Origin of the sequence: Endozoicomonas sp. ALD040, from assembly GCF_049275945.1 — a bacterium.
Taxonomy (GTDB): domain Bacteria; phylum Pseudomonadota; class Gammaproteobacteria; order Pseudomonadales; family Endozoicomonadaceae; genus Endozoicomonas_A.
On record NZ_CP184829.1, the window covers coordinates 1,032,879 to 1,046,525 of the forward strand.

Below are 13,647 nucleotides of genomic sequence, written 5' to 3' on the forward strand. Positions count from 1 at the left end.
TCACGAATTCTCCTTCTGATCATCTGACTCCCATATTGATAAACTATCTTTTCTTAATGAAAAAACTTCTCACCATTTTCATCAACGATGGGTGACGAGAAATAGTTTTACTCGAAATAGTTTTACTCGAAATAGTTTTACTCGAAATAGTTTTACTCGAAATAGCTTTACGAGAAATAGCTTCAATCGCTCATGGTCATTAAGTTTGGCCGTTCTTTCCCTTCTGGACCCCGACATGCAAACCGACAACAACCCACAATCTGGCTGCGTACCTCCTTCTGAAATTGCCCGTCTGGCAGAAGACGCCGCTGTGGGTAAAACTCAAAAGCACCCTGAAGTGACCTTTGTCCTTGCCGTTCTGGCCGGTATTTTTATCTCTCTGGCGGGCATGTTTTACACCATCGTCACCACAGGAACAGAGGGCCTGCCCTATGGTATGACCAAGCTGGTCGGTGGACTGACTTTCAGCATGGGTCTGATGATGGTCGTACTCTGTGGAGCCGAACTGTTTACCAGTAATACCCTGTTGCTGATGGGTCGCGCCACCCGTCGTCTCAACATAGCCCAGATCACCAGGAACTGGGCACTGGTCTACTTCGGTAACATGACCGGTGCCTTTTTCATGGTGGTCATGCTCATGGGAGTGAGTCAATACCAGGGCGCTCATGGTGAGGTAGGCATCAACTACATGTACATTGCCAATGCCAAAATGGGTCACAATTTCATTCAGGCCATGATGCTGGGTATCCTCTGTAATCTTGTTGTCTGTCTCACTTACTGGATGACTCTGAGCGCACGTTCTGCAGCCGGAAAAATGCTCGCTTGCACATTACCCGTCGCCTGCTTCCTGGCAGCCGGATTTGAGCACTCCATTGCCAACATGTTCCTGCTGCCTATGGGCTTGCTGATCAAAAACATTGCCTCGCCTGAATTCTGGGCAGCCACAGGCTATAGTGCTGACTCTTTCAGCAATATCACTGCCTTCAACATGATTGTCATGAATATCATCCCTGCAACCATCGGCAACATTATTGGTGGTGGTGTCATGGTAGGTCTGAGCTACTGGTTTGTTCACCTTCGCGAACGTGACTGAGCCCTCATTAAGATAAGGCTGCATTGACGCAGCCTCCCTGCTCAACCACAGTGGTCTTATATCTGGTTTTCATGACATCACCCTTATAAGACTTTAATTCGACAGGCGTTTTTTCTGAATGGTGCTACATTATTCCCTAAGTTGACTTTGAGTCTGAACAGATGAACGACAAAGATAATCTTTCGTCTCCTCCGCTGGTAAAAGATTTTTTTTCCGTAAAAACACTGCCACCTTTGTTTTTTCGGCCCCTTCTATCCTGACGTGTTCCACTCTTTCTTAAAAGTTCATGGAAGTTTTCATGAGATCTTTCCTTAAATGCTCTGTTGTCCCTGATGGCTACTCCAAAGAGCAGCACGAACGCTATTCAAGATTAAGATTGCAGATTCTGCTCGGGGCTTTTCTATCTTATTCGGCCTATTACCTGGTTCGGAAAAACTTTGTCATGGTCATGCCCGACCTGATTTCAGAAGGCTACAGCAAATCTGAACTCGGAATGGCGCTATCAGCGCTGGCCCTCAGTTATGGAATCAGCAATCTGGCCATGGGATATCTGGCAGACCGTATCGATGTCCGAAAGTTAATGCCTTTGTGCCTTCTGGGCTCGGCGATACTCTCTCTGGTTCTTGGCTTTTCACCATTGCTTCAGTTCCCGCTGATAATGATAGTGATCACCCTGGCCCTCAATGGCTGTATACAGGGTTCAGGATGGCCATGCAGTGCCAAACTGATTGCTCACTGGTTCGTCAGGCAAGAGCGTGGCACAGCCATGAGCATTTGGAACCTGTCGCATAATGTCGGCTGCGGCCTGCTGGGGCCCATTGCCATCTTGGCAGTAACACTCTTCGGTAGCTGGCAAAGCAAGTTCTTCGTTCCAGCTTTTATAGCCATCATTATTGCCATACTGGGGTATCTGCTCTTACGGGACAGACCTTCTCAATGTCAGCTACCGTCGCCTTCTGCGGAATTGCCGGAAGAACTGGAGATAGAACGACACAAGACGTCCTTTGTCCGAACGCTTCAGCTGTTCAGCCAGCATTGCCTGACTCTGCCACCGCTCTGGATTCTGGCCGTCGTGAACGCCTGCACTTATTTCATTCGTTACGGTGTTATTGATTGGGCTCCAGTCTACCTGACAGAAACCAAAGGCTTTAGCTTCAACGCCTCCAGCTGGGCTTTCTTCGCTTTTGAGTACGCCGCTATTCCCGGAACCCTTATTTGCGGCTACGTGAGCGATAAGCACTTCAAAGGCAAGCGTGCTCCCATGAATGCACTTTTTATGGCACTGGTACTCATTTCGGTCATTGCATACTGGAACTCACCACCGGGCGACACCACTCACGCCGTACTCTCGCTGATCTCCACCGGCTTTTTAATCTACGGCCCGGTCATGCTGGTACACGTTCATATTATTGATCTGGTACCTTTGCCCTTTGCAGCCACTGCGGCCGGTTTCTGTGGTCTCTTTGGCTATATTTTCGGAGCCACTTCCGCCAACCTGTTACTTGGAAAAGTACTCGACCTCTACGGCTGGGATGCCTGCTTCCAACTGCTAGCCGGTGCCAGCTTCCTGGCTCTGCTATTGCTTTTACTGCTCTGGCTATGGGAAAACAGGCACCCTGACCCTACGTTCGAGTTCAGCCCGACCACACCGCAATCCATGACCCTTTCATCAAAATAAAAAAGGTCTTCCCTGAACTAAAATCCCGAGAACAAATACCCATAACAATGATAAGGTGCTCTCAACACTGACTAACGCCAAGGCTTTAGGTACACTTATGAGTTAACGCGCAATCAGACCCAACAAGGATTTCATGCGTAACGACTATACAGCGGAAGCCATTGAGGTACTCAGTGGCCTGGACCCGGTTCGCAAACGTCCGGGCATGTACACAGACACAACCCGGCCCAACCATTTGGCTCAGGAAATCATCGACAACAGTGTCGACGAGGCGCTGGCCGGGTTTGCCAGCAAGATCAAGGTTATCCTGCACAAGGATAACTCTCTGGAAGTCACTGATGATGGCCGGGGTATGCCCACGGATATTCATCCGGAACACGGAATAACCGGCATAGAGCTGATCCTGACCCGGCTGCACGCCGGTGGTAAATTCTCCAACAAGAACTACCAGTTCTCTGGTGGTCTGCACGGAGTGGGGGTATCGGTTGTTAACGCACTGTCGACACGTCTTGAAGTCACTGTTCGCAGAGATGCAAAAGTCTCCCTGATTACCTTCAGGGATGGCTACAAAGACCAGGATCTGCACGAGATCGACACCTGTGGACGTCGCAATACCGGCACGACAGTTCGTTTCTGGCCCGATGCCAGCTACTTTGATTCAGCCAAATTCTCGGTCAACAAACTCAAGCACGTACTGCGTGCCAAAGCCGTACTCTGCCCCGGCCTGAACATCGAGTTTGTCGATCACCACACCGGCGATAGCGATGAGTGGTACTATGAAGATGGCCTCACCGACTACCTGAAAGGTTCGACCCGGGAATACGAAACCCTGCCACAGGAACCTTTCACAGGTTCACTGCAGGGTGAAAAAGAAGCGGTAGACTGGGCAGTACAATGGCTTCCTGAAGGTGGTGAATTGCTGACAGAAAGTTACGTCAACCTGATTCCAACTCCCCTGGGCGGGACACACGTCAATGGTTTAAGAACCGGCTTGCTGGAAGCGATTCGCGAATTCTGTGAATTCCGTAACCTCTTACCTAAAAGCATCAAACTGGGCCCGGACGATATCTGGGAAAACTGCTCCTACGTTCTCTCAGCCAAACTGGCTGACCCGCAATTCTCAGGTCAAACCAAAGAACGTCTGTCCTCAAGAGAATGCGCTACCTTTATTTCCGGCGTTGCCAAAGATGCTTTCAGTCTCTGGCTCAACCAGCACCATGCAGAGGGTGAGCTGCTGGCAGAACTGTGCATCAATAACGCCCAGAAGCGGATGCGCAAGTCCAAAAAAGTAGCCCGTAAAAAAATCACTCAGGGACCTGCCCTGCCCGGAAAGCTGGCAGACTGTTCAAGCCAGGATTTGAATTACACCGAATTGTTCCTGGTCGAGGGTGATTCTGCAGGGGGCTCTGCAAAACAGGCCAGGGATCGTGAATATCAGGCGATTCTGCCACTGCGCGGTAAAATCCTGAACACCTGGGAAGTGGATTCGAGCGAAGTACTGGCCTCTCGTGAAATTCATGATATTTCTGTAGCCTTGGGCGTTGACCCCGGTTCAGACAAACTCGACGGTCTGCGCTACGGTAAAATCTGCATCCTGGCGGATGCCGACTCTGATGGTCTGCACATTGCCACGCTACTCTGTGCACTGTTTGTACAACACTTCAGAGCTTTGGTAGAACAGGGACATATCTATGTAGCCATGCCTCCCCTTTACCGAATCGATGTCGCCAAAGAAGTTTACTACGCTCTCGATGAAGCAGAAAAAGAAGGCGTTCTGGAACGAATCAGGGCCGAAAAGAAACGGGGCAAAGTCAACGTACAGCGTTTCAAGGGTCTGGGTGAAATGAACCCGTTACAGCTTCGTGAAACCACCATGTCTGCCGACACTCGTCGTTTGGTTCAGTTAACGCTGGAAGACTTTGAGCTGACCCATGAAGAGATGGACATGCTACTGGCCAAAAAACGGGCTGGCGATCGCAAGAGCTGGCTGGAGGCTAAGGGGGATTTGGTGGAGATTTCCTGAGTGTGGATTTTTAGGTAAAGATTACTTAAACAACCAGAGTGTGCTTGAGATCTGTTTTGGAGGTTGGCAGTCAACCTCTAATAACACCTACCGATGAAATATTCATAATGATACCGTTCCAACCATTACACGATGGACGCCAATAATGAACGAAGCCATGATCAATCCGGAGATCGTCCATTGGGCCCGGGAGCGTGCCGGGATGGCTCCTGCTGATCTGGCGAGAAGAAAAAAAGACACCCATAAATTTGCTTTCCCATCTACCTAGAGAAAAAAAGACACCCATAAATTTGCTTTCCCATCCACCTGGTCTACTTTTTCACCCACCACTGATTTTTTACCCAGACAGGTGAGTTCATGGCTCAGGCCCGCAATACTCTGATTGACCCCGGCTCAACGCCTTATTACCACTGCATGGCAAGATGTGTTCGTCAGGCTTACCTCTGTGGAGAGAACCACCTGACTGGCAAGAACTACGAGCATCGCCGCCAATGGGTGGTGGATAAACTTCAGGAACTGGTTGCAGTCTTTGCTATCGAAGTTTGCGCTTACGCTGTCATGTCGAATCATTATCATGTGGTTTTGCACATCAATCAGTCATCTGCCAGGAGCTGGTCACGGAATGAAGTGCTGCATCGTTGGACGACCTTGTTCAGAGGTCCACCTCTGGTGCAAAGGCATCTGGCCGCTGACAAACTGGGCAGCGCTGAATTGGCCCGTATTGATGAATATGCTGAGGAATACCGGCGTCGTTTAACGGATATCAGCTGGTTTATGCGCTGCCTGAATGAACATCTTGCTCGTGAGGCCAATAAAGAAGACGAGTGTAAAGGACGCTTCTGGGAAGGTCGTTTTAAAAGCCAGGCATTGCTGGACGAAGCAGCCTTACTGACCTGCATGACCTATGTTGACTTGAATCCGATTCGGGCTGGAAAGGTGGAAACACCGGAAGCATCAGACTACACGTCGATTCAGGAACGCGTGGAGCAGGTTACACATTCTGAGACTAAAAAGCAGCCGCTGACCCTGAAACCTTTTTGTTCGCAGGGCCAGAATACGGACGTTGCCCTTCCCTACCTTCTTCACGACTATCTGGAACTGGTTGACTGGAGTGGTCGCATTGTCAGAACAGATAAGAAAGGTTCCATTCCGTCGCATATCCCTCGTATTCTTGAAAGACTGGAAATTGATCCGGATGAGTGGCTGAAAACCATGCAATGGAATAATCGTTTTTATCGGGCAGTTGGCCGTCTGGAGGCGATGAAGGCTTATGCAATTGAAGCCGGACAGAAGTGGCTTCGAGGTTTAAATGTCTGTAGTCGTTTGTATATGATAGGTTAGCGTAGAAGTCAGTTAAGACGTCAAAGACCCTCTCTTTATCTCTCTTCGACTCATGTCGGAATGAATTTGCATTGTCTGAATTATGGCTTGAACAGCCTCTTTTCGTTGGATGGCGATGTGTAGTTCGATGATACGCTACTTGAAGATAGATTTTCTGATCCTTTTTGGGAATACAATTTTTGAATGTCTTGTTTTTATTTTTATGGGTGTCTTATTTTTTCTGCGTGTTTTTATTTTTATGGGTGTCTTATTTTTTTCTGCGGGAACGTGCCGGGATGGTTCCTGCTGATCTGGCGAGAAAGCTAAAACAGAAGCCCGAAAAACTGCTTGAGTGGTAGCAGGGCAAAAGTCGGCCCAGTTTTGCCCAGGCTCAGAAGCTGGCGTGACAGCTCCGGGTAACTACTTATCGATATATGTCCATGCCCCGTAGTACGGCCCATGTCCATCATCACAACCAGCTGTACTGCGATGCGCCTCCGGATAATAATGATTCCACCAGAAGACTGCATCAAGATTCGCACTTATTTCAGTTTTCACAGCACATTTAAAAACTTTGTCGTGCCACTTATAATTAGAGAATACTTTTAACTTAATCTCTTTTTTAATATTTCTATTTTTGCATTCTGACAGTAAAAATACAGCATTTTGTTTTTCAGCTATATTGCCAAGAATGGCATATCCTTCGTTGTCAAGACGATAGGGCCAAACATCGTACCAGCGCAGTTTTTCTGAAGTTATGTCCCACACAGGAAGGAAATTGATAACCCTGTGTGAATCTCCAAGTTTGATATCTCTTCTTCCATTGACAACAACATAATACTCATTCTCAAATTGCTTAGAAAGCATTCTTTGCACTGCCATACGACCACAGTCGTACTGCCATTTTTTATCAGGCATCAAGCCACAATAATCAACAACACCAGGGATAATTTCATTCAATAAAAGTTTATCACCCACCGATTCCTTGCCAGCTCTGATGCCACCTACAACCTGCAGCAGTTGCTTTGTTGTCATTTGAGATAGCAGGTAGTACCTGGCATGAGCTAATATAACCTTGCTTCCCTTCTGTATTTTTTGTGCTCTTTGGTTCTCGAAGAAAGTTTTTTTATTCATAAATTCAAAAGCTGCTTTTTTACGAATGAACGAGAAAATCTGATAATCAACAACTCTGTAATTTTTATCGAGATCGCACAATGTCTGCAGTATATACCTATTTAATCCTGTGTAATCATCTAAATTAAGGCAAGGATTTTCTATGCCATCACTACCGGACTCCTGCATGTATTGTCGCGCCACGTAACCGCTTAGCTTGTAGCCTATAAAAACTGAAATACCTACCAAAAAAGCTCTGAGCCATGACCTTTTAGTCGGTTCATACTCATATCGTTCTGAGCTTTTTAATTTAGCTTTACGTCTGTTTTTTTTGCCGGTTAGCTTATTATTCTGGTCTAGTCGGTGGCTAACATTATTAATTGGATTTTTTAAATTTTTCGAGGTTTCATTATCGACTTCAAGGCATTTTTCATGTGTTTTTTTATACTCTGAAACTTCTTTTTTAAGCCTTTCATTATCTGCCTGCAATTCGTCACACCTGATATTTGATACTTCCAACTTTTTTTTAATATTGAGCACTTCAAGATCAAGCTGACTGATTTTTTCTTTATACCTATCAATCCCCTTTCTTTTATCTTGAGCTTGAACCAGATCTTGCTTTATTTTTTTTAGTTGTTGCTCAAGACTTTTTATTTCTTTATCAAGATTTACATTTTTTTCCTCATAGCTTTTATTCAGTTTATTTAATAACAATATTTTTTCACCCATTTTCTTATTAGCAGACTTCCTGTCAGCTATCTCTTTACCTTCCTTCGCCAGCTTCTGCTGAAATTCATGAAATAATTGCTTTCGCTCCTCTTCCTTTTTGGCAAGACTGATTTCATTAGCTTTTAAAGCATCCAAAACTTTTTGTTTCAAAATTTTTAATTGTTGTTCCTTATTATTTAATTCACAGGTCAGTTCATCAATGCGCTCCTTCATCACTTCAATCGTGGCTGACTTGGAATGAGTACTCCTGTGAGTTGGCTGTAATGGTAATTCACCTGTCTGCCGATCTATGTCGTCTAAAAGCATACTGAAGAAATAATTCTGTGAAAAAACCGATTTCAAATAGAGGGCACGGTCCCAATGCTTGCCCTGCTTACGAACAGAGGTATTGCGAACCAAGGCATCAGCGTTTAGCCCCCTGACGATGCTCTCATAAATAACCAGTTCCTCTGACTGAAAAGTCGCCTTTGATCCAGGAATCGCCATAGCGACATCCAGGCTTGGGAGGAAGGCGTTGATTGACCCGCTATCAACCTCGAAATCAAACACATACAGGTTATAGGCTTCAGGATCAGGCCTCTGTCCGGGAAAAGAAAACAACATTTTTTTACGGGGTTCTGATACTTTAAAACCAACCAGTTTTGTGTCCAGCCACTGTTTTAAATCGTCTACTTTGTCGTACCCAAGCAGCACATCAATATCATCCGTAACAGGCTCGTTATCCTTGAATTTAAGCTGATGTCCAAACCCGTATTTGGTTATGTACGCTCTTACAGACTCTCCTCCATACAAGCAGCTACCCGTTTCTTTCTCTACACAAAAGGCTTCGATAATATCCTTGAGGCCATCGCGCAGATTAATAATAGTCTGAGCAAACTGGTCATATTTATCAAGGCTATCAACGACACGATTAAACATATCTTGCGTCATGGGTACAACATACTCATCATAACGACTACGACTGTGATCAGAAAAAGCAGGCTGATCTGTATCACCTGCTGGACTTATGGGGTGATTGATATAACGAGCAAGACGCTTACTCACAACCATTGCCCAGTCTTTCATCGGCTGACCTTCAACAGGTAAAACCTGCAGCATGCCTGCATGGCTCATCTTGCGCATTAAGTCGTAGGCATCCTGAAGATCGACTTCGGGTGACTGCCCCACACTCAATCCACTGTTTAAAAAAAACTGCTCTGTCGCCTGCCACAGAAGACTCTCAGGTAACGCGACGGGTGACAAACGTGGCTTTTCAGAAAATGGGGAGCCTTCACCTTTGTCCTTATCTTTTCCACCTTCGGCTCCCTCACCCTCACCCACCCCGGAACCCTCTGGCTCCCTTTCTTCAGGTTTGTTGAGAGTGAAGCTTTCTCCGCTGCTGGAAAAACTATTTTCCTCTGCAGGTGCATCCATCATATGTGACTGTGGAACAACACCAGCAGAAAAACCTTGCGTGGTCATCCAGCCAAAACAATGCTGATTGTCGGAGTAGCAGGCAGGAACCACAGGAGACAGCCCTTGCAAGCCTGGTTTTTGATGTCGCCGGGACATCATAGCCTTCACCGGTTCAGACATTAAATAAGCCGACCAATACCAATTCAGAAACAACCGGCTGAACTTAGCTATAGTCTTTTCAGTGCTGACCGCCAGAAGCCGGTGAGTCAGCCAGGATGGCACCCTTAGTGCGAGTTGCAAGCCAGACTCATTTGCTTTCTCTGGAGCAATAAGCTGGGCGGTTAAACAAGCAGTAGTACTTCCTTCTTTCGGTTCGCTCCAAACAACCTGTTGATACCGCTCTACATTGATGTCATTAAATTTTTTTATCCAGAAAATGCCCTGATTACTCCCCACCTGATAAGTGCTGGTCGTGTTGTCACTGTTGGGTAGAATGATCGAAAATACAGTTGCAGTGGTATCCTGTTGCACAACCTGCAGTTGGGCTTTTCCATCACGACTTTTCACGACCGACTGACCGGGTGTGATCTGCTTATTAAGCTCGGTAACATAGGCCACAAGGCTGTGCAGGCTGGCAAAATTATCGTGCCGTAGCTGATAGTTTGGATCAGCTTCTGCCAGAGTCGAGTAGCCAAGCACCGGATTCAAGGTGCCAGCCTCAGCAGTGGCAGAATCGGGTATTCTCACGGGGTTCCACTGCGAACCAGAAAATACAAGCCACGAAGCCCATTGCCTGAAAGCATCAATCAAAAGAAAACGGTGCAGCAGACCAGCCGAAATAATGTAAACCTGCAAAAGAGGATAGATAACCGAACTACAGGGCACGGCATGACCCTGACAAACTAACGCTGATAACACGATTGCAGACGATACCGCCAGCTGCACAACCGCCGCAGCCCCGACATCTTCGAGGTTAAACGAAAAACTTACAGAGACACCGGGAACAGAAAACTGTGTACAATAAGATGAGCTATCTGGAATGGTATCACCGTACAAATCAGTAGAATACGCACAGAACACGGCCAGAAATAGCCAGGCCAAGCACAAGAAAGATATACCGGTTTTTATACTCAACAACTTCCACTCCATGACCCATTAAAAGATACCCAATATAAGTACCTAACCAGTTGGTTTCGCATATTCTGGACGGCGGCTTTCTCCATCCTTTTGCGTTCCAACTCTGGTTGCATAGCTATGGCTACGCGCCCGTCGTTACGCCTTGAAGGATGAAAAAATCCACTCGCCAGAATATGCGAGACCAACAGGCCTGGTACTTAGATACTGGGAAGCTGTCGTACTTAAAATGGTCCTGCTGCGGTTACGATAATTGAACACCAGGTATGCCCAGACATTCCCGGATCGCATTAACTGGCGCAGGGGAGAGCTTAGAATAAAATGCCAATCATTACTTGAATGTGGTGGCTGTACTCCAAAAAAAGCTAACATTTCGCATTATCAGGAAGCTTGCATAGAGGTTAGGGCTGCGAGAGGATGACCAGCTTCGATTAGCAACAAGTAAAAACAGGGAGTATCAACAACCACAGGCTCTCTTGTCATTAATCGGTCACCCAGTGTGTATCGAAACCATCGCACGGGTCGAGCCGATAATAACTGCGCTGGGCTATCAAACCCGCCATTTTATGATCACATATCCTTGGATACTTTATTCAGAAAGCTTTGATAGTCAGCGGGGTTCAGTCCCAGTTTTTGCAAGTATTCAACAGTATGATGAAGAACTTCTTCAGGAGTGTAATCTTTGCTGGCTTTAATGTCGTCAGGTACAGACTCAATCGGCTCATTTCGCATTCGACGCTCATGGATATATTCGAACAAGGCTTTTAAAAACTGATTAATCAATTTTAATTCCTGCATACTTTCTGGACAACGGAAAAAGCGAAACTCTATTGTGCCATAAGGATCAATTATCTCAGTTCCTGGAATGTGCAACAAAGATACAGCCATATATTTATCTAAAAACACATTACCAACTGCACCAAACATTTTTTGCAAAGGCGCCAATTGCACAAAATGACTGTATAATTTTGAGAACTGTTTAAGCTTTTCCAATTTCTCTGAATCCGTTAGCCAATAAGCACTCCCCTCTCCATAATTTACACCAGCCAACTTCTCATTGTACGTAGCAATCATCCAATTCATCCGTTCAATTGCCAGGCTTCTCAAAGCAGCATAGTCAGAAAACAATTTGTACCATTGACCCTCATCTTTTTTAACAATTCGGTCATTATTACCGAATGCTCTGGTTAGATAAGGATTGCTCTCAATCTCCCTCTGTAATTCCAGTAGAACGCCGGGGTTGCCATGGGTAGCAGAGAGTGCATCTACATGCTTGTGACCGGAGGCATGATCTATAAAGCCATCTTTAATCATTAAGTCAACGACTTTAAATACTTTTTTAAAGCATTTTTCCGCACCAGCGTCACCATCATGGTAAGGCGTACAATTCACCTCAAGCCATTTTTTAAAATCTACAAAAGGGGCTACATAGAAATGACCATCAAAAGTGTACCTCTTAGGATCATAAGCAGTTTCCTTATTGGCTCCTAATTTTTTCATATATTTATCTACTTTCGTAAGATAATAGTAACTTGGCCCGCCCCATTGATCTTCTTCTTTAGAAACCAAATCATATTCCAACTCTTCACCAAATTTGAGATTAATGGGATTATCAGGTAGAAGAGCCTGTCCGACTGAGTCTGGTTTTTCTTGAAACATATCATCAAGAATATCTAACCAGCGTCTATTAAACTCCCCCGCCATGACCTCTTCATTAAAAGCCATTCTGAGTTTGTCATTACCTCTAAGGACAGCGATAATTTCATTCTTGCAATCTATAAAGCTGAAACTCTTATTTAACTCTGTAATAATTTCTACCTTATATTGATCAGTAAAACTCATAAAACCAGCAAATTCTGAAAAATAGCCTTCCCCAAAAAGCATCTTTTCAAAGAATGGAAATATCGCATGCCCAACTGCCTGATAGCCATCAACATCACCAAAGCCTCTGTAATTCTCATAAAGGTAATCGGATAGTAATTCACGAAGATAATAGCGACGATATGAATGATTTCTATCTGACAACTGTTTATCTTTCCGAGCAAACATTTCTGAAAAAGTTGAATCTATTAGTTCAACTTGGTTATTAGTAATCTTTTGACCGGAACGATATTTATCGGCATCATCACTATAAACAAACTTCTGATCTCTTAACAACCCTTCCGTAAATAATATAAAATCTACAAATATCTCTTCAACATTCGCACTGCTAGTAATGTAACTACCATCGCTGAAATATATATAACCAGAACCCTTACACTTATTATTCCCGATTATTCTTTTGATGGATATATTATGTTCCCTCGCAAGTTGATTAACGGTATTCAGGAAGTGCTTGGCTGCATCTCGAGGTGATAAGTCCAGCACCTCAAAATCAAGTTCTTTTTCCTTTTTCCTCTTGCGCTTGCCTGGTTTAAATTGCATTGATGCTTCTTGGCTTTGATCCTTGGCCGATCTTCCGTTTTTTTCAGGCAACCGATCACCTTTGCCACCCGCTGCTCCGTTTTCATTTGAATTACCGAGGCTGACAATTCCGTGTATATCATCTGTATTACCTCTCAAAGAAACATTGTTAGCAGTATCAATTAATAAAGATAAAAAAGCACTCAAGACATGAGCACTATTGCCAGCCTCATTTTTGTCATAGACCAACTGGTAAAAGTTATCCTTTTCTTTTTTAGAAAGACCTGTACTTTTTTTGCGATCAAGTTCCTGGTACTCTTTTGTCACTTTATTTGTCTTGCTTTCAAGAAAGGGGTCTTTCCAGTCTTTAAGATTCGCTATAACTTTTTTCTTAAAAGCATTCAATAGCGTTTTTTCAGCGCTATCTCTTTCAAGAGGAAGTATTGGAGAAAATAATTTTCCAGTAAAACCCGGAATAAGAGCTGCCTGATAATGAAGAGAAGTAGAACCAAAAGCTTGAAAGTGCAAAGCAACCAAGAATAAGGATGAGAAAAATACTAATGATTTCATAGCCAGTTATAAAATTGAGTGTTAATCCATTTTCCATACTATAAAATTCGAATAATTTTTGTTCAGTTTTTCCTGATGCCATGCTGCTAAAAGTGCATTTTCAATACCCGAAATTTAACGTTCTAAGAGTCATTAATCCTTCAATATCCCAGTACTAAAAAGATATCCACTGTAAGTACTACTGTTCTT

The 13,647-nt window shown here is 44.7% G+C and carries 7 protein-coding genes; 5 read left to right on the forward strand and 2 right to left on the reverse strand.

All coding sequences use genetic code 11. The features are described 5' to 3' along the window. Nucleotides 1–205: 205 nt before the first annotated feature. From focA to ACOJUN_RS03760, 5 genes are all read left to right on the forward strand, one after another. Nucleotides 206–1,093 carry a formate transporter FocA gene (gene focA / locus ACOJUN_RS03740; protein WP_422135327.1) on the forward strand — a complete coding sequence of 296 codons (888 nt, stop codon included), beginning with the start codon at nucleotides 206–208 and terminating at the stop codon, nucleotides 1,091–1,093. A gap of 298 nt (nucleotides 1,094–1,391) precedes the next feature. Continuing rightward, a complete protein-coding gene (locus ACOJUN_RS03745; protein WP_422135328.1) occupies nucleotides 1,392–2,771 on the forward strand; it encodes an MFS transporter in 1,380 nt (459 codons plus the stop codon). 133 nt (nucleotides 2,772–2,904) lie between these two features. Beyond that, the gene (gene parE / locus ACOJUN_RS03750; RefSeq protein WP_422135329.1) at nucleotides 2,905–4,794 is read left to right on the forward strand and encodes a DNA topoisomerase IV subunit B; all 1,890 of its coding nucleotides are present in this window, start codon (nucleotides 2,905–2,907) and stop codon (nucleotides 4,792–4,794) included. A gap of 145 nt (nucleotides 4,795–4,939) precedes the next feature. Further along, nucleotides 4,940–5,062, forward strand: coding sequence for a hypothetical protein (locus tag ACOJUN_RS03755; RefSeq protein ID WP_422135330.1), 123 nt, complete (start codon nucleotides 4,940–4,942; stop codon nucleotides 5,060–5,062). Between the two features lie 89 nt (nucleotides 5,063–5,151). Next, entirely contained in the window at nucleotides 5,152–6,135 is a 984-nt protein-coding gene (locus ACOJUN_RS03760) for a transposase (protein WP_422135331.1), read from the forward strand. A gap of 399 nt (nucleotides 6,136–6,534) precedes the next feature. On the opposite strand, the gene ACOJUN_RS03765 is transcribed toward ACOJUN_RS03760, so the two are convergent. Both ACOJUN_RS03765 and ACOJUN_RS03770 read right to left on the reverse strand, forming a co-directional pair. Further along, entirely contained in the window at nucleotides 6,535–10,485 is a 3,951-nt protein-coding gene (locus tag ACOJUN_RS03765; RefSeq protein WP_422135332.1) for a hypothetical protein, read from the reverse strand. Between the two features lie 570 nt (nucleotides 10,486–11,055). Continuing rightward, nucleotides 11,056–13,458 (reverse strand): hypothetical protein, encoded by a 2,403-nt coding sequence (locus tag ACOJUN_RS03770; RefSeq protein WP_422135333.1) that lies wholly within the window; start codon nucleotides 13,456–13,458, stop codon nucleotides 11,056–11,058. Nucleotides 13,459–13,647: the final 189 nt, after the last annotated feature.